Origin of the sequence: Idiomarina sp. (assembly GCF_048260185.1) — a bacterium.
Classification (GTDB): domain Bacteria; phylum Pseudomonadota; class Gammaproteobacteria; order Enterobacterales; family Alteromonadaceae; genus Idiomarina.
Genome location: NZ_JBLXHB010000003.1, coordinates 42481 through 59301, shown reverse-complemented (window position 1 = coordinate 59301; position 16821 = coordinate 42481). Strand labels below are relative to the sequence as shown.

At 48.0% G+C, this 16821-nt stretch carries 16 protein-coding genes; 9 read left to right on the top strand and 7 right to left on the bottom strand.

Annotated features, from left to right (window positions below; all coding sequences use genetic code 11):
- Nucleotides 1-3 precede the first annotated feature (3 nt).
- Nucleotides 4-1323: a sodium-dependent transporter gene (locus ACN0RF_RS07940; protein WP_417438608.1), complete on the bottom strand. Its 1320-nt coding sequence runs from the start codon at nucleotides 1321-1323 to the stop codon at nucleotides 4-6.
- A gap of 207 nt (nucleotides 1324-1530) precedes the next feature.
- Between ACN0RF_RS07940 and pckA the strand changes: the two genes are divergently transcribed.
- The 3 genes from pckA (at nucleotide 1531) to ACN0RF_RS07925 (ending at nucleotide 5378) form a co-directional block, all read left to right on the top strand.
- Nucleotides 1531-3132, top strand: a complete 1602-nt coding sequence (gene pckA / locus ACN0RF_RS07935; protein WP_011233535.1) for a phosphoenolpyruvate carboxykinase (ATP) — start codon at nucleotides 1531-1533, stop codon at nucleotides 3130-3132.
- Between the two features lie 99 nt (nucleotides 3133-3231).
- The gene (locus tag ACN0RF_RS07930; protein ID WP_417438607.1) at nucleotides 3232-4176 is read left to right on the top strand and encodes an ABC transporter ATP-binding protein; all 945 of its coding nucleotides are present in this window, start codon (nucleotides 3232-3234) and stop codon (nucleotides 4174-4176) included.
- Entirely contained in the window at nucleotides 4173-5378 is a 1206-nt protein-coding gene (locus ACN0RF_RS07925; RefSeq protein WP_417438606.1) for an ABC transporter permease, read from the top strand. Before ACN0RF_RS07930 ends, ACN0RF_RS07925 begins: the two co-directional genes overlap by 4 nt.
- A 70-nt stretch (nucleotides 5379-5448) precedes the next feature.
- Here the strand turns inward: ACN0RF_RS07925 and ACN0RF_RS07920 are convergent, their stop codons facing one another.
- Together ACN0RF_RS07920 and fabR are read right to left on the bottom strand one after the other, a co-directional pair.
- Complete coding sequence (locus ACN0RF_RS07920) at nucleotides 5449-7467, bottom strand: S9 family peptidase (protein WP_417438605.1); 2019 nt, start codon at nucleotides 7465-7467, stop codon at nucleotides 5449-5451.
- A gap of 39 nt (nucleotides 7468-7506) precedes the next feature.
- Nucleotides 7507-8127, bottom strand: a complete 621-nt coding sequence (gene fabR, locus ACN0RF_RS07915; RefSeq protein WP_011233539.1) for an HTH-type transcriptional repressor FabR — start codon at nucleotides 8125-8127, stop codon at nucleotides 7507-7509.
- A 153-nt stretch (nucleotides 8128-8280) separates the two neighbouring features.
- On the opposite strand from fabR, the gene ACN0RF_RS07910 reads away from it, so the two are divergent.
- The 3 genes from ACN0RF_RS07910 (at nucleotide 8281) to ACN0RF_RS07900 (ending at nucleotide 10692) form a co-directional block, all read left to right on the top strand.
- On the top strand, nucleotides 8281-9420 hold the full coding sequence (locus tag ACN0RF_RS07910; RefSeq protein ID WP_417438604.1) for a fatty acid desaturase: 1140 nt from the start codon (nucleotides 8281-8283) through the stop codon (nucleotides 9418-9420).
- A gap of 114 nt (nucleotides 9421-9534) precedes the next feature.
- Nucleotides 9535-9852: a flagellar basal body rod C-terminal domain-containing protein gene (locus ACN0RF_RS07905; protein ID WP_417438603.1), complete on the top strand. Its 318-nt coding sequence runs from the start codon at nucleotides 9535-9537 to the stop codon at nucleotides 9850-9852.
- Between the two features lie 69 nt (nucleotides 9853-9921).
- Nucleotides 9922-10692, top strand: a complete 771-nt coding sequence (locus tag ACN0RF_RS07900) for a putative metalloprotease CJM1_0395 family protein (protein ID WP_417438798.1) — start codon at nucleotides 9922-9924, stop codon at nucleotides 10690-10692.
- Between the two features lie 10 nt (nucleotides 10693-10702).
- Here ACN0RF_RS07900 and ACN0RF_RS07895 read toward each other — a convergent pair whose 3' ends face one another.
- Nucleotides 10703-13033, bottom strand: a complete 2331-nt coding sequence (locus ACN0RF_RS07895) for a Tex family protein (protein ID WP_417438602.1) — start codon at nucleotides 13031-13033, stop codon at nucleotides 10703-10705.
- Nucleotides 13034-13096: 63 nt separating this feature from the next.
- Nucleotides 13097-13576 (bottom strand): transcription elongation factor GreB, encoded by a 480-nt coding sequence (gene greB, locus ACN0RF_RS07890; protein WP_417438601.1) that lies wholly within the window; start codon nucleotides 13574-13576, stop codon nucleotides 13097-13099.
- Nucleotides 13577-13937: 361 nt separating this feature from the next.
- Between greB and ACN0RF_RS07885 the strand changes: the two genes are divergently transcribed.
- Both ACN0RF_RS07885 and ACN0RF_RS07880 read left to right on the top strand, forming a co-directional pair.
- Complete coding sequence (locus ACN0RF_RS07885) at nucleotides 13938-14648, top strand: GDSL-type esterase/lipase family protein (protein ID WP_417438600.1); 711 nt, start codon at nucleotides 13938-13940, stop codon at nucleotides 14646-14648.
- An 80-nt stretch (nucleotides 14649-14728) separates the two neighbouring features.
- Entirely contained in the window at nucleotides 14729-15673 is a 945-nt protein-coding gene (locus ACN0RF_RS07880; protein ID WP_417438599.1) for a hypothetical protein, read from the top strand.
- A gap of 67 nt (nucleotides 15674-15740) precedes the next feature.
- Here the strand turns inward: ACN0RF_RS07880 and ACN0RF_RS07875 are convergent, their stop codons facing one another.
- Nucleotides 15741-16031, bottom strand: a complete 291-nt coding sequence (locus ACN0RF_RS07875; RefSeq protein ID WP_053953157.1) for a type II toxin-antitoxin system RelE/ParE family toxin — start codon at nucleotides 16029-16031, stop codon at nucleotides 15741-15743.
- Complete coding sequence (locus tag ACN0RF_RS07870; RefSeq protein ID WP_058576644.1) at nucleotides 16024-16245, bottom strand: TA system antitoxin ParD family protein; 222 nt, start codon at nucleotides 16243-16245, stop codon at nucleotides 16024-16026. Before ACN0RF_RS07870 ends, ACN0RF_RS07875 begins: the two co-directional genes overlap by 8 nt.
- A gap of 188 nt (nucleotides 16246-16433) precedes the next feature.
- On the opposite strand from ACN0RF_RS07870, the gene ACN0RF_RS07865 reads away from it, so the two are divergent.
- Entirely contained in the window at nucleotides 16434-16808 is a 375-nt protein-coding gene (locus ACN0RF_RS07865) for a hypothetical protein (protein WP_417438598.1), read from the top strand.
- Nucleotides 16809-16821: the final 13 nt, after the last annotated feature.

Below are 16821 nucleotides of genomic sequence, written 5' to 3'. Positions count from 1 at the left end.
GGCTTAGCTAAAGGCTACGTGATAAAACACGATGCTCATCAGTATCGGACAGAGATAACGAATATGCCAGCGTAACAAGGTTAAACCGACACTGCCCGCAGCAATAGCTTTCAGGTGATTGCTGCGGCGCCATAGCCAACCCACTACCAGCAAATAGAATAAGCCTGACAGCGGCAACTGGAACTGTGTGACCGCAGTAACAACCCAGCCAAACAGCGGTTCAAAGAACAGTATTAGCAGCAGCGAAAATACCGCAATAACGCTCAGTGACAGGGCTGTTGCTACTGGCCGTTTCAGTTTGCGCTCTTCTATGCAGTAAGACACCGGCACTTCGGCCTGAGCAATGGTCGAGGTTAGAGCGGCAATACTCAGCAACATGAAAAATGCAAAAGCCACAAAAGGACCGGCAATGCCCATACTATTAAATAGCTCTGGCAGTACCGCAAAAATGAGCTGGCCTTCGCCAATGAGTTTAGAGCCGTCGCCGACATTAACTCCCAGATGAATACCTGCGTACAGAGCCGGAATAATTAACAGCCCCGCCAGGAACGCGATAAAAGTATCCAGCGCGGCAACTGATAAGCTTAAACGACCTAAGTTAGCACCCGGTTTCAGGTAGGAGCCGTATATCATCATGCCGCCCAAACCAATAGAGAGCGAAAAGAACGCCTGGCCCATAGCGGCCACCAAAATGCTGGTGTCAGTCATTAGGCTGAAGTCGGGGACAAGATATTTCTTCAGGCCTTCGTCGGCGCCGGGTAAGGTCAGCATGTAGGCAATTAACGCCACCAGCAAAACGACTAAGGTAGGCATCAGGCGCTTAGACCAGCGCTCTATGCCCTTTTCCACACCCTGAAAAACCACGTAAGCGGTGGCGAGTAAAAATACAGCGGTGAAAATTAAGTCGCGGGTTAGTGAGCTGTTCAGCAAAAATTCGGCAGCAGGTTCAACACCAAAGCCTCGAGCCAGAAAGCCTAAGGCGTGAACTAGCATCCAGCCGGCCACCACATGATAAAAGCTGAGCATTAAGCAGGAGCCCAGCACATTAAGGTAACCCATTAAGCGGCCAATAGGGCGGGCGCGTCCTTCGGACAGCTGCGTTAAGGAGCGAACCGGATTCGCCTGTGCACTATGGCCTATCAGCATTTCGCTGTACAAAGCGGGTATGGCAAGTATAAAGATTACGCAAAGATACACCAGCAGGAAGGCGCCGCCGCCGTGGTTCGCAACCTGAGTCGGGAAGCCCCAAATATTCCCCAGGCCAACGGCAGAGCCCGCGGCTGCTAATATAAAGCCAATTCGGCTGTGAAAGGAATCACGCATAAATGATCAGAAACCCACTGCTGCATACAAAAGTCAGGCGGGCATTCTAACGAACTGGCAAAATTTTGCCCTATCTTTTTTTACACAATCAGGTTAATATTCGCGCCCTGAAAATTAGCCAGTAACCAAACTGTAAAACAGGATTTTTTACGCTGTGTTGCTGCTGTTAACGTTAACGAACGACCGTAATCTCAGGAGCCTTACGTCATGCCTAATCTGGATCTGAGCCGCTACGGCATCACAGATGTCGAAGAAATTGTCCATAATCCGTCCTACGACCTGCTATTCGAAGAGGAAACTCGCGACGACCTGCAAGGTTATGAAAAAGGAACGGTAACGGACCTGGGTGCGGTTGCTGTCGATACCGGAATTTTCACCGGACGTTCCCCTAAAGACAAATACATTGTCCGCGATGACACAACTCGCGATACCGTCTGGTGGGCTGACCAAGGCAAAAACGACAACAAACCACTGTCGACCGAAACCTGGAATGAACTGAAAGGTTTGGTCACTGAGCAGTTGTCGCACAAACGTTTGTTTGTGGTTGATACCTATTGCGGTGCTAACGAAGACACTCGTCTTGCAGTTCGCTTCATTACCGAAGTGGCATGGCAGGCGCACTTCGTGAAAAACATGTTCATTCGCCCAAGCGAAGAAGAGCTGGAAAACTTTGAGCCAGACTTCGTTGTCATGAACGGTGCTAAGTGCATTAATCCTAAGTGGCAAGAACAAGAGCTGAACTCTGAAAACTTTGTGGCGTTTAACTTAACGGAAAAAATTCAGTTAATTGGCGGCACCTGGTACGGCGGCGAAATGAAAAAAGGTATGTTCTCAATGATGAACTACTTCCTGCCGCTAAAAGGCATTGCTTCTATGCATTGCTCTGCCAACGTTGGTCAAGAAGGCGACGTGGCTGTTTTCTTCGGCTTGTCAGGCACGGGTAAAACCACCCTGTCGACTGACCCGAAACGCGCACTCATTGGTGACGATGAACACGGTTGGGATGACGACGGCGTATTCAACTTTGAAGGCGGTTGTTATGCGAAAACCATTAACCTGTCGAAAGAAGCGGAACCGGATATTTACAACGCGATTCGTCGTGATGCTTTATTAGAAAACGTTGCTGTTGATGACAACGGTGTTGTCGACTTTGATGACAACTCGAAAACCGAGAACACTCGCGTGTCTTACCCTATTTACCACATTGACAACATTGTTAAGCCGGTGTCTAAAGCGGGTCACGCGAAGAAAGTTATTTTCCTGACAGCCGATGCCTTTGGCGTATTACCGCCGGTGTCTAAGCTGACTAAAGAACAGGCGCAGTATCATTTCTTGTCCGGCTTTACTGCTAAATTAGCCGGTACTGAGCGCGGTGTCACCGAGCCTACGCCAACCTTCTCAAGCTGTTTTGGCGCGGCGTTCTTAAGCCTGCACCCAACGCAGTACGCGGAAGTTTTAGTTAAGCGTATGGAAGCGGCTGGCGCAGAAGCTTACCTGGTTAACACTGGCTGGAACGGCACTGGCAAGCGCATTTCTATTAAAGCGACGCGCGCTATTATTGATGCCATTTTAGATGGTTCAATTGAAGACGCTGAATTTGTGCAGTTGCCTCACTTTAACCTCGCTATGCCAACTGAGCTGGCCGGTGTTGAGGACAGTAGCATTCTGGATCCACGTAAAACATACGAAGATGACGGTGAGTGGGACGTTCGTGCGAAAGACTTAGCCGAACGTTTTGTCGCAAACTTTGAGAAATTTACTGATACTGATAACGGTAAAGCGCTGGTTGCCGCAGGCCCTCAGTTGTAAATTCATAGTTTGAAACAAATTAAAGGGCTCGTAACACTTGTTACGGGCCCTTTGTCTTTCTAAGATAGGCGCTTCTTAAGCAAATAACAGAAAAATAACATGCGCCTTTCAGTTAATAATGTCACTAAGCGTTACCGCACCGTAACGGCGGTAGACGCTATCTCCCTCGATATTCAGCCCGGCAAGATTCAGGCGTTACTCGGTCCTAACGGTGCCGGGAAGTCGTCCCTGGTTCGTATGCTGGTTGGCCTCACTCAGCCCGATGAGGGTGAGATCCTCGTTGAGAATAACGGCGAGAGTATTGAGCTGACCTATCACGACTTTGCTTACCTGCCTGAAGACCGTGGTTTGTATCAGGACCGAACCATACTGGATAACTTGAATTACATTGCCAGTTTGCGCGGGTTGAAGCTAAGCGATATACGCAGCGATATTGATAGCTGGCTGGAGCGGTTTGAACTGACTGATCGTAAAGACGAGCCTTTGCGTCAGATGTCTAAGGGAAACCAGCAAAAAGTACAACTTATTGCCACGCTGCTGCACGACCCTCAACTGGTGATTCTGGATGAGCCCTTTTCGGGTTTAGACCCGGTAAACCAGGAGCATGTACTGACGGTATTAAACGAGTTGCGCGAACGCGGCAAAACGGTGGTGTTAAGTGCACACCAAATGGAGCTGGTTGAGCGTTTAGCCGACACCATGTTGTTAATGAATAAAGGACGCGCGGTAGCTCAGGGCAGCTTGCAGGAAATACGCGATACCTTGCTGCCTAAGCCGGTTTACCGGGTAACAACCAATGCTCAGCTTGCGTTAGATAGCTGGCAGGGCGTGGACCAAATAGAGTCCATGCGTAAAGTGAATGACGAGCAAGTTGAGATAACTTTTGATGCGGATGCCGGTATAGATCAGTTGTGGCCACAACTGGCGCAGCAGGTTCCGATTAAAGCCTTTGCGCCTATTCAGCCCGGATTACACGATTTGTATCTGAATACGATTCGTCGGCAAGCGAGTGATGAGAAAAGCAGCGAGGAGGCGCAGTCATGAAACAGACGAGTCCGGGTTACTTTAAGCAGTTAAAAGCTATTTCGTGGTGGGAGTTTAAGCGCTTTTTTAAATGGAAGCAGGAACTTTTGTCTATTGTCATTTTGGTCGCCATTTTTGTCGTGAGCACTGGCTGGGGCGCAATAGCTCAACTTTTGTCGGATGAATATCACGGAGCTATTTTCTATGAAGAAGGCAAACCCCAGTCTTGGGAGTTTGAGGCCCCAAAAGACTTAAACCTTCGCAGTGCTGGCACCATGGAAGTAAAAAAGTGGAAAGCACAATTACCAGAAGAGCTAGATACATTAATTGTCATAACACCTGAATTAACCGCAAAAGTCTGGGTTAAGAAGTCTCAGACCTGGCAACAGGAATTGCGTAGCGAATTACAGGATCAACTGCAGGATCTGCGTATTCAGCAGTTACCACTGGCTCCGGAAGAAAAAGCGGTTATTGATGAAAAGCCGGATATAGCGTTTTCTATTGAAGAGAGCGAAGAAGCTTCTATTGATGATGCTACTGACAGCTCAGCCAGCATGTTACTGGTGGTTATAATGGTTGGCGTTTTTACCGGCTTCGGTTTGATGATGATGTCGATAACGGCAGAGAAACAACAGCGTGTAACTGAGCAGTTGCTGACTATCGTGACACCGACTCAGTGGATGGATGGCAAAATTATCGGCATTACCTTGCACAGCCTGAAATCGATGCTCTTTATTGGTTTAATGATTTTGGGCGTAAGCCTGGTGGTTGCGGCACTGTCCGATAAGAGCGGTTCAGGTCTGGACTGGGGTGTTGGCACGGGTCTGTTGAGTCTTATTTTTGTTTTATTGGGCACGGTCTTAATTAACGCCTTACTAGCGGGCTTTTCCGCAACCATCGATGACCCTAACCACTCATCCCGAAGCACGGTGATGCTGGTACCGATGTTGCCAATATTTCTGAGCTTTAGTGTGGTAAGTACACCTGACTCGACCTTAGCTACCGTAATGAGCATTCTGCCGATTAGCTCCTTTGCCATGATGCCGGCGCGTTTGTTGCAAACTGATGTCGCGGTATGGGAATGGTTGCTGAGCCTGGTATTACTGGCGGCCTTTGTATACTGGATGCGAAATGTAGCGGGGCGCTTGTTCGCTATGGGTATTCAGTATTACGGAAAAGAACCGGGCTGGAAGGAAATTTGGCAGGCCGTTTCTGGTAAATAACAAAGTTTCAGAGACAAAAAAGCCGGGAGCTTCAAAATGAAGTGTCCCGGCTTTTTATTAGGAACTGGCTTTATTTAAGCTGCTCAGCGTGTGGCAGCTCAAACGACGGTTTTTCCTCAGCTTTTTCTACCAGGAAGGTATCCATCCAACGCATAAAACGCATGCTGTAGTCCAGCTGTGCCGCTACTTTGCGGTTGCCGTGGCCTTCGCCGGGGTACAACACTAAGCGAACCGGCACCTTGCCGTGAGTTTTCAGATAACGGTACAATTCCATGGACTGTGATGGATGAACGCGGGTGTCTTCTTTACCATGCATAATAAGAATTGGCGTGCGCGCTTTTTCTGCGTGATAAATTGGGCTGCGCTCTAAGTACCATTCCCACTTGTCCCACGGATAGCTGCGGGCATGAACAGCGTGCATTTCTTTGGCAATGTCGGTGGTACCAAACTTAGATAAGTTGTCGCTGATACCCACAAACATAACGCTGGCTGCAAAGTGTTCGGTCTGTGCGGTTGCGCCCCAGGCCGAAGCGTAACCACCGTAAGACCCGCCGGTAATACCTACGCTCGACTCATCGGCTAAACCAATATCAACCAAGTGTTTTTTCGCATCAACAATGTCGTCGAACTCTTTACCCGCGTAGTCATTCTGACCCAGCTTAGAGAACTCGACACCACGACCGGTGCTGCCACGGTAGTTAGGGAAGAACAGGGCATAACCCTTGGCTGCGGCATGCTTAACCGGCGATGCGTAGCGGTCTAACCAGCCATTGCTGTAATGCGATTCAGGGCCACCGTGAATTACCATCACGGTTGGGTAGGTTTTACCTTCTTCGTAGTCTTTAGGGTAGACCACAATGCCTTCCAGCTTAAGCCCGTCGCGCGCTTCATAGGTCATGGTTTCCTGACGTGGCATATCAATGTCATCCAGCCAGGGGTTAGAGTCGGTTAAACGCTCCAGACGGCCGTTGCTGTATTTAAACGCTTCGCTCGGGTGGCTAGGGCGGTGGCCTGTTAAAACAAACTCTGATTTACCGGCTTCAGCGTCCAGGCTGGTGAAAATGGCTTCACCCAACTCTAACAGGCTGCGGCTTTCTAAAAACTTAAGCGTTAATGCCTGAACTTCGGTTTCGGTACCGCGGTGGCCTAACCAGATAATTTCTTCATCGGTACGCCAGCTAAAATCTTTGATAGAGCCTTTGTAGTCGGGCAACACGTTGCGGTGTTCTTGCTCGCGAGTGTCGTAAACAAATAAAGAACCAGCAGAAGGATCGTTGTAGTCAGCAGCACGGATCATGGCCAAATAACGACCGTCCGGTGAAAATTCTGCACGACCAAGCTTGCCCTCGCTGTCAAAAGAAGTGACTACTTCGCCGTCCAGACTAATAAGCTGATATTGGCTGCTCATGTAATTGTCATCGATAAGCGAAGTTGGTGCGGTACGAACCAGTAATTGTTCGTTATTCGGGTGGAAGCTAACCGAAAGCGCGTGCTGGTCGTTGACAGTAACTGCTTTAGCTTCGGCGTCTTCCTCACCCAGTGACACGTGGTAAACCTGCGTATAGGTTAAGTCTTCTTCGTAGACTTCGGCTTTAAAACCTTTTTTGGAAAGCTTTTCTTCATCGCTGTCTTTCGCGCCTGAAGACAAAAAGACAAGTTGCTCGCCGTCATCGCTTAACGCGTAGCCGCCAATATTACCGTCAAATTCAAACACCGACTGAATACCGCCGCCGTGCACAGGCATGCGGTAAAGCTCCTGATACTCATCGCCTTCTGCTTTAGCGGTAAAGTACAGGTATTCGCTTTGCGGACCAAAGCTGACCCGGCCGAACTTTTTGTCTTTACTCAGGTAAGACGTTTCTTCGCCTTCAGCATTAATAAGCACTAACTCACTGTAGCTGGAGCCGTCGTCGTCTTCGTACGGGGTACGGGGTGTTGAGCGGATAACCGCAGTGAATTGACCATCCGGCGACAGTTGAGCCGAACGAATGGCTTTGGTGGTTACGGTTTCCATTAGCGTCATCTCGCGGGCATCAATATCTGCCGCCCAGACCGCTAATGCCATACCGCCTACAGCACGTAAAAGCATAATGTTCTCCAGTCTCTTGTTCTGATTAAGATTGTTTTTTTATGACTCTCGTTTTAGTAATCGGCGAGTCGCTTCGGCGCCCCGGGCAACTAAGCGAACTTGCAGAATCGTTTTTTCGGTAATAATTTCGCGTTCTTCTTCGTCTACGTCAAAGCAGTCGGCTCCGGCGCTGAATACAATTTTGGCAATAGTGTCCGACTGTAACTCGGCCAATTCTCGGCTAAACGACTGTTCGTTCACTAAATAGTCTTCCAGTTCTGCCTTGAAGTGATCTATTTCGCGCACTACCGCCAAACGGAAACTGCGTGAACGACCGGAACGCTCCTGCAGCAATAATCTGAAGGTGGCAGTATTGTTTGCCACAAATTGCATAAAAGTTTCTATAGATACCCGAATAATAGAGCCGCCGGATTCAATGCGCTGACGCGCCTGGCGTAATAGTTGGCGTAAAGCCAGGCCGCATTCGTCGACCAAAGTGAGTCCTAACTCATCCATGTCACGAAAGTGTCTGTAGAATGACGTGGGGGCAATTCCGGCTTCGCGCGCGACCTCTCTCAGGCTCAAACTCGAGAAACCGTTTTCGGCGCTTAATTGGTTCATTGCCGCGTTAATTAACGCCTGTCGGGTTTTCTCTTTCTGCTTTGCGCGAATTCCGGCCATAGTCGTATAGTCATCTTTGCGTGTATATTAAGAATGATAACACAGCTTTTTACACTTTTACCGCTTGTAATTTGAACACGAAACACGTACATTCAGCGTACAGGTGTACGCTATTAGACGCCTGCCTTTATTTGAATGTTTTAGGTTATATGCATGCAACAAATTTCTGAAAAGCCCCCCATTATCTGGTTAAACACCTTGGTTTTTGCCATTACCTTTATTGTCGCCATTGTTGGCGTACCCTTATATGCGTACAGCGTTGGTATTGGCGCTGCATTCTGGTGGGTTATGTTAGGTACGGCATGTTTTGCCGGTTTATCTATTACAGCGGGCTATCATCGCCTGTGGGCGCACCGGACATACGATGCTAACCCCGTAATTCGTTTTATTTTTGCCATTGGCGGTGCGGTTGCGCTGCAGAACAGTGCGCTTCACTGGTCTTCTGACCACCGTGAGCACCACAAGCACGTTGATGACAACGACAAAGACCCGTATTCGGCTAAGCGCGGTTTCTGGTACTCACATATTGGCTGGATGATCCGTGAATATCAGGCGAGCCGTTATACTGACTACGATAACGTTAAAGACCTGCAGAAAGACCCAATTGTTATGTGGCAGCATAAGTATTACCTGCCGCTAACCCTGTTTGTGAACTTTGGCTGGCCAATTGCCGCCGGTTTCATGCTGGGTGACGTGTGGGCCGGATTACTGGTTATTGGTGTACTGCGTTTGGTGCTGAATCATCACACTACCTTTTTTATTAACTCGCTGGCGCACATATGGGGCAAGCAGCCTTATACCGACAAAAATACCGCACGAGACAACGGTGTTCTGGCCTTTTTGACCTTTGGCGAGGGTTATCATAATTACCACCATATTTTTGCTGCGGATTACCGTAACGGCATTCGCTGGTGGCAGTTTGACCCAACCAAATGGCTTATTGTGGTCAGTAAATGGCTTGGGCTTGCGAAGAATTTGAAGCGCAGCTCACCGTATCAGGTGGAGCGGGCGAAACTACAAATGCAGCTAAAGCGCGCACAGCAAAAAGCACAAGCAGCACCAGACTCGTTATTTGAGCGAGCTCAGGAGCATTATGAGCAAATGGGTCAGCATTTGAAGGCTTATTATCAGGCTCGTAAAAAGCTTCTGGATACTAAAGCTAAAGCCTTGAAAGAACATGTGCATCACGATATTGATGCGTTGAAGCGTCAGGTTGATGAAATGAAGGCTTCGCTGGAAATGCAAAAACGCTCCTGGAAAGCGCTATTAAATCAAATTCAGCAGCACGCGTAATTATTGGTTGAAATTGCGACGAATGGCATTTGTCAGTACTTGAAAATGTTTAAAATATAACCGATACTGACAAATACATTCGTAGTAACACGTTTTAGCGTGTGGGAGGAAACGATGGAAATTGGTGCCGCAATGAACTCAGGCCTGCAGGGTATGCAACGTGCAAACCAACAGGTATCACAAGCGAGTCAGGAAATTGCGTCTGCTTCAACATCGGGTCGTAATGATGTTCAGCAGCAAAGTAATGCCGTTGCAAATGGTGCTCAGGCCGCAACTGAAACTGCCTCTGAAACCAGCCAAAGCGTTACGGCCACCAACACAACTGACTCTCTGGTTTCATTGAATCAGGGTCAGACCAACCTTGAGTCAAACACCCGTACGGTAGAAACTGCCGACGAGATGTTGGGCACAATGATTGATACCAGCGCTTAATGTTCTAACATGAATATCTCACCAGCGTTACCGCCTATTCCTGTAACGTCGGCACCACCTGCGGAGTCGATGAATAGGGATAATTTGCAGCGGCCGCTGGTGAATGAACCTGCCAAATCTGATCAATCCAGTAATAAAGCCGATACCCAGGCCGACAGAAAACCCGACGCGAAAGCGGATGGAAAGTCTGACAGCAAAAAAGCCACCGACAAAGCTACCGACAAAGCCAGCAAAGAAGTTACTGACAATGCTGAAAAGAATCAGCAGAAGCTCAGTGAAGAAGAAGTTGAAAAAGTCGATGAGCTAAAAAGCCGTGACCAGGAAGTTCGAGTTCATGAGCAGGCTCATGCAGCGGTTGGAGGTCAGTATGCTGGTTCTCCTTCCTATGAGTACGAGCGCGGCCCTGACGGTAAGTCTTATGCTGTGGGCGGCGAAGTTCAAATAGATGTAAGCCCGGTTAATGGTGACCCGCAAGCGACCATTCAAAAAATGCAGTTAGTGCGTCGTGCGGCATTAGCGCCGGCTCAACCTTCCGCTGCCGACCGTTCAATTGCTGCCGAGGCGGCTAATAAAGCTACTCAGGCGCGGGCAGAGCTGGCTCAGCAACAAGTGAGCTCGGGTGAAGAAGGTGACAAAAAAGGCGTTCCTGATATCAGTATTAATGCGCCGTTTAATAAAAGCTTAGAGGGCGAGGAAGGCAGCCAGTCAGCGTCTTCGGACGTGGCGCCTGAAGAGCTGGGTAAAAAGACGTTGTCGTCGCCTGAACGAGGCGAGATGATAGCTTCTTTCTACGATAAGCGCGTTCGTCCGTCCGTGGACTCTTTCAGCGCTACCGCTTAATCATTCCTGTTTAATTTTTCTTCGCTTTTGCAAAGGCGTCTGCTAATGCACTGCCCATAGCCGAATTTTGTGGCTGCGGCGTACGACCGCCATTACCTGAAGGTTTTTTCTTAGGTCCAGTTCCGGTTTTGGCTTTAGGCTTGTCGCTGCCTGCTGTATTCGTCGGGGCTTCATCGCTCAAGCGCATGGTTAAGCCAATACGTTTACGTTCAATATCCACTTCCAGCACTTTTACCTTCACAATGTCGCCGGCTTTAACCACTTCGCGCGGGTCGCTGACAAACTTGTCCGCCAGTGCTGAAATGTGAACCAAGCCGTCCTGATGCACGCCAACATCAATAAAGGCACCAAAGTTCGCCACGTTAGTTACTACACCTTCTAGCAACATGCCGGGCTTTAAGTCGCTGACTTTCTCAACGCCTTCTTTAAATTCTGCCATTTTGAATTCTGGACGCGGGTCACGGCCCGGCTTTTCCAATTCAGACAAAATGTCGGTAACCGTTGGTAGACCAAAGCGCTCATCGGTGTAGTCTTTAGCGTTCAAAGATTTAATCAATTGCTGATTACCAATAAGTTCCTGTACCGGTAGCGAGTTCTCTTTAGCAATGCGTTCAACCACGGTATAAGCCTCGGGGTGAACTGAAGACGCATCCAGTGGCTGCTCGCCGTTACTAATGCGTAAGAAGCCTGCCGCCTGTTCAAAGGCTTTTGGTCCCATGCGCGCAACATCCAGCAATTGCTTACGGTTACGGAACGCACCATGAGCATCGCGGTGCTCAACTAAGTTCTTCGCCAAAGTTTTCGATAAGCCGGATACGCGCTGCAGCAACGCGGCAGAAGCCATATTGGCATCCACACCCACTGCGTTTACGCAGTCCTCAACCACCGCATCCAGACTCTGCGCCAGTTGCGACTGACTAACGTCGTGCTGGTACTGCCCGACACCAATAGACTTAGGTTCAATTTTAACCAGTTCTGCCAGTGGATCCTGCAAGCGGCGGGCAATAGAGACTGCGCCACGTAGCGACACGTCCATATTCGGAAATTCCTGCGCAGCCAGTTCTGACGCCGAGTAAACCGAAGCACCGGCCTCGTTTACTATAACCTTTGTGGCTTTAATGTCGTTGTGCTGCTTCAGCATGTCGCCGACCATTTTGTCGGTCTCGCGCGAGTGAGTGCCGTTACCAATGCTGATAAGCTCAACTTTGTATTGCTTGCACAAGGTAGCCAGCGTTCGCATGGCTTTATCCATTTGGTTCTGCGGCTGGAACGGGAATACCGTGTTAGTGGCAACCGCTTTACCGGTTTCGTCTACCACGGCAACCTTCACGCCGGTGCGAACACCCGGGTCTAAGCCCATAGTGGTTTTAGCGCCGGCAGGTGCCGCCATCAACAAGTCTTTTAAGTTGCTGGCAAATACCTGAATAGCAGCTTCCTCGGCACGTTCGCGCACGCGAGCCATAAGTTCAGTTTCCATATGCAGCGACAACTTCACCCGCCAGGTCCATTGAATAACCTGACGCAACCAGTCATCGGCAGCGCGGCCTTTATGCTCAAAGTTCAGGAAATCAGCAATAATCACTTCGCAATGTGAGCCCGAGGTTGTGTCTTCACTGCCAGGATCCGCGTCCATAGACAGCTGCAAAAAGCCTTCGTTACGACCGCGCAGCAACGCCAGTGTACGGTGCGACGGAATGGTTTTAAACAGCTCAGAGAATTCAAAGTAGTCGCGGAACTTAGCGCCTTCTTTTTCTTTGCCCGGCGCAACGGTGCTGGTTAAGTGCGCGTTCTGCCACAAGTGAGAACGCAAACGCTTCAGCAGCTCCGCCTGCTCGGCAAAACGCTCCATTAAAATGGCGCGAGCGCCGTCTAACACTGCTTTAACATCGGCAAAGCCTTTGTCGGCGTCAATGTATTCTGCTGCAGCCTGCTCCGGGTTCTGTGTTGGGTCTTTCCACAGCAAGTCCGCCAGCGGTTCAAGTCCCGCTTCAATCGCAATTTGGCCTTTAGTACGGCGCTTAGGTTTGTAGGGCAGGTATAAATCTTCCAGCTCGGTTTTCGAGTCGGCGGTTTTAATGCTTTGAGCCAGTTCGTCGGTTAACTTACCTTGCTCGTCAATCGACTTCAGTATCACCTGACGGCGGTCGTCCAGCTCGCGCAGGTAATTCAGTCGCTGATGCAGCTGACGTAATTGAGTGTCGTCTAAACCGCCGGTGACCTCTTTACGGTAACGGGCAATAAAAGGCACCGTCGAGCCTTCGTCCAGCAACTGGATAACAGCGGCAATCTGACGCTCGTCGACCTTCAGTTCATTAGCAAGTAATTGCGGTATCTGGCTCATAGTACATCTCTTGGTTTTAAAACGTTACGACAAATAATGGGGACGAATACTATCACGAATTGACTACGCGGGCTGTTGGTAACTTATCTTATTAATGAACCAGGTCTTAGTACCCTGTGGCGTACGAACCTCGGCCTCGTCGTCTACCTCTTTTTTCAGCAACGCCCGCGCCATGGGCGAGTCGATAGACACCGCGTCTTTGCGATCATAAATCTCGTCCGGACCGACAATTTGAAAGGCGCGCACGTTTTCGTCCTCGTCCTCAATTTCCACCCGGGCACCAAAAAACACCTTACCGTCCTGTTGTGGCGAATAATACACCACCTTTACCTGCTCCAGACGCTTGGTTAAATAGCGAATACGACCATCAATTTTACGCAGCTTCTGTTTATTGTATTTATAATCTGCGTTCTCAGAGCGGTCGCCCAGGCTCGCCGCCCACGACACCTTCTCCACGGTTTCGCGCCGCTCAACCCGCCACAGGTGTTCAAGCTCCTGCTGCAACTTTTCATAACCGCCAAGGGTAATTAAATTGGTTTTCATACGCTGATTCGTTGTGCCTGCGTTGAATGATCAGGGGATTTTACTGGATTATGGGTTCGAGGGAAATGGGCATGGGGCCGATCATAACTTATGACTCACGTTTGTAAGCAATATCGCATAGTTTGTTGTTGTATTACTTATTTAACTCGTTTAATGTCAATTACATAATAAAAACGTAAAGTTAGATATTGTGCACTTGTTAGAATGGAAATAAGCATGCTCGAATTGGATTGCTTGTTTTTGGTGTGGGTCTGAAAAATCAAACAGACTCTCAGAGGGTTACTAAGAAAAAGCAATAATTTGATGAGCGCATAGAATGCGCATGCACAATATACAAATGTTATGCAGTAGAGGAGTAGTGATGCGAACTTCAAGGAAATTGGGAGTAGTCTATCTCTTCATGCTCCACGTCCTCTTGGCGCTTGTGCTGGCCAAGTCCGATTTCATTGAGAAAGTGGGGTACAAACTCGGCGTTTCTACCACTCCAGAATTGTCTGCCTACTATGACCGGATCACTACCTATCATTTCCGCATGGACGGCAACGTACCAGATGGTGCCACATTATTTATTGGGGATAGCATTACCCAGGGCTTGGCAACTTCGGCAATAGCAAATCCGTCAGTTAACTACGGCATCGGCAGCGATACCACACTTGGAGTGTTAAACCGGATTAGAAAATATGAGTCATTAAATAGAGTAGATACAGTAGTGCTTGCTATCGGAGTCAATGACCTTCGCCGGAGAAGTGATGAAAAAATCGTCACCAACTACAAAAAGATACTGGATTCAATTCCAGAGGAGATCCCGGTCGTCGTGAGCGCAATACTCCCAGTGGATGAAAGAGTCCAGCGAGTAAACTCAGAGAATAATCGAATTTCAAAAGTAAACAAATTGCTTCGTGACCTGTCCTTAAAATATGAGAATGTGACCTTTTCCGATGCGGGGAGTTCGCTACGTGGCCCGGACAATAACTTAAAATCGGATTTTCACGTTGGTGATGGGGTTCATTTGAGTTCTGCTGGCTACCAAGTTTGGATTCGAGAATTGAGGCGAGCACTGAACAATGCATAACAATGCTATGCACCGGATGCCAAAACCTTCGCTCCGCTACGGCTTTTGCACCGGTGATGGCTGGCATATTTTGAGGAAGCATGAGCGTAATTAAGCGTGGACCCTTCAAGGTTCCTAAATTAACAGAAGATCATCCTTTGTATGGGCGCCTGCTCGCAAGAGAAGCTGAGAAGCTTGTCTCCCTTCCTGATTTTTCCAAAGACAAAGGATTGTTTATCCTTTCAGATTTTGGTGGTGAGCACAAAGGTGCAGACTTTACTACATACTCCATTTTGATTTGCTCCGCTGACAAGAAGGTTGTTTTTGAAGAGAAAACCAAAGAATTGAGGGTCAAACACGGACTAAACGATCCGTGGAAAGAGTTCGGTTTTAAAGATCTAAGCTATGGTCCCATATCCAGGTCGCTGGAGGAATATCTTAGTCTTGCTGATAATTTCATTCATGGTGCTTTGATTACCATTTCTGTAGATCAGAGAATCCCGAGTCTTTTTGGCCTTGAGAAAAAAGAGGCTCACGATCAAATTGTAGAGCTATTCCGAAAGAACGATTTAGGAGAATGGAAAGGGAAGGAGTCAGAAAAAGTTCTTCGTGTATGCCATGCAATAAGTGTTTTTATGTCACTTGTTGCTTTCTCAGATCAAAAGATTTTGTGGCTATGCGATCATGATTCTATAAACGTCGATGGTAAGAGGCGCGATTTTACGCATACACAAAAGATATTTGGACAGTGCCTTGCAATGTACAGCGACAATCTTTACGAGATATATGGATTTGCAAAACCGTTCAAAAATGATGCAGGAACAACAGATTTACTCAGCTTGGCTGATTTCTCAGCGGGCATTATACAAGAGATACTTCAAAGTGAAGTGGCAAAGAAAAATGTAGAGCTTTCCGATGAGAAGGCAAGTCTGGCAAGATGGATGGGAACTGAGAGTGCCTTCCTCACTAAAGTGAACTTGGCTTTCGTCCAACAAGGTGATGGGGATTGGGGCGTTGGATCCGTCAACATTCAAGCAAAAATATAACAATCGCAAGCATCGGAACAATTTTTCGCTGCGTTACAAATTGTCCGGTGTTGCGGGCGTTACAACCTTAGAAAATTCGTTTCACATCACGATAAAAGTTTTCATGGCTGCCCAAAGTCATAAGTTCTAAAGCAAAAACTCCGTCATCATAACTATAGCCAAGTAAAGTGAGCTGCTTATTCATTTTAAATTTGTGAACCCGTAAAAAACTTAAATCCCCCTTTTTCTGCTGGCCTATAAATGGATCACTCATCAGCTCCCTGATTGCACTGTCGAGATCTTTCTTTTGGTTAGGCTTTAACTTTTTAACGGCCTTCTTAAAAGTTGGCGTTTGTAATACTGTTTTAACTTTAGTCAAAATCGTAACTCTCGAGCTTACCCGCATCTTTTTCAGCTTGCGCAATAATAGCTTGTTTCACAAACTCATATGGTAGCTCTGGGTTATCTTCCATAATTTCACCAATCCTAGCCCAGTGCTCAATTTGTTTAGGCGGCGTTCTGTTATAAGCCTTGGCTATAATAGTAGCTTTTTCTACAAGTTCTTGGTCTAATCTTATGCTGTTTGTAGCCATAATTAGAGCTCCTGTGTCATTTTGCATCAAACGTGGCATATTACCACAAAATAGCAGTTGTAACAAGCGCGTGCACCAAGGACTTAATTTCCGTTAAACCTTTTAGCATTGCTGCGCAATTATATGCCAAAAGGCTCCATTCCAATGAAGCCTGTGACGCGGGCGTCATATAAACAGGAATCACACCGGTGAAAATTAAAAGTAGCTGTATCGTTTTCGCGTTAGCTTTATTCGTATCAGCTTGCACATCGGGGCGTTTGGAGTACCTAACCGCCGAGGGCGAACGAAAGGTTGCATGCAAAACGGAATACACATGGCAGCCGAGTGTTGATAAATATGCGGTTGAATATGTTCTGGCGCATTGCGCTCAAGAGGCGGTATCCAGAGGCTACATTGTTGAAAATACCTCCTTTCTCGAAAAGGATTTGTCGGTTCCGCCCGCTCCCGAAGGAAGAGAGTGGAGCCATGAGCTGGCAAAGCAGCATCATTCAAAAGGGATGCTTACGGATAAAGAATACGGGTATCTCATCGCTTATTTAGATCTCGGTCATGATAGTGATTGAGCGTGAACGGCAA

Excerpts from the sequence above, each read along its gene's own strand:
- ACN0RF_RS07940 (WP_417438608.1), bottom strand. The coding sequence starts at position 1,323 with ATGCGTGATTCCTTTCACAGCCGAATTGGCTTTATATTAGCAGCCGCG.
- pckA (WP_011233535.1), top strand. The coding sequence starts at position 1,531 with ATGCCTAATCTGGATCTGAGCCGCTACGGCATCACAGATGTCGAAGAA.
- ACN0RF_RS07930 (WP_417438607.1), top strand. The coding sequence starts at position 3,232 with ATGCGCCTTTCAGTTAATAATGTCACTAAGCGTTACCGCACCGTAACG.
- ACN0RF_RS07925 (WP_417438606.1), top strand. The coding sequence starts at position 4,173 with ATGAAACAGACGAGTCCGGGTTACTTTAAGCAGTTAAAAGCTATTTCG.
- ACN0RF_RS07920 (WP_417438605.1), bottom strand. The coding sequence starts at position 7,467 with ATGCTTTTACGTGCTGTAGGCGGTATGGCATTAGCGGTCTGGGCGGCA.
- fabR (WP_011233539.1), bottom strand. The coding sequence starts at position 8,127 with ATGGCCGGAATTCGCGCAAAGCAGAAAGAGAAAACCCGACAGGCGTTA.
- ACN0RF_RS07910 (WP_417438604.1), top strand. The coding sequence starts at position 8,281 with ATGCAACAAATTTCTGAAAAGCCCCCCATTATCTGGTTAAACACCTTG.
- ACN0RF_RS07905 (WP_417438603.1), top strand. The coding sequence starts at position 9,535 with ATGGAAATTGGTGCCGCAATGAACTCAGGCCTGCAGGGTATGCAACGT.
- ACN0RF_RS07900 (WP_417438798.1), top strand. The coding sequence starts at position 9,922 with ATGAATAGGGATAATTTGCAGCGGCCGCTGGTGAATGAACCTGCCAAA.
- ACN0RF_RS07895 (WP_417438602.1), bottom strand. The coding sequence starts at position 13,033 with ATGAGCCAGATACCGCAATTACTTGCTAATGAACTGAAGGTCGACGAG.
- greB (WP_417438601.1), bottom strand. The coding sequence starts at position 13,576 with ATGAAAACCAATTTAATTACCCTTGGCGGTTATGAAAAGTTGCAGCAG.
- ACN0RF_RS07885 (WP_417438600.1), top strand. The coding sequence starts at position 13,938 with ATGCGAACTTCAAGGAAATTGGGAGTAGTCTATCTCTTCATGCTCCAC.
- ACN0RF_RS07880 (WP_417438599.1), top strand. The coding sequence starts at position 14,729 with ATGAGCGTAATTAAGCGTGGACCCTTCAAGGTTCCTAAATTAACAGAA.
- ACN0RF_RS07870 (WP_058576644.1), bottom strand. The coding sequence starts at position 16,245 with ATGGCTACAAACAGCATAAGATTAGACCAAGAACTTGTAGAAAAAGCT.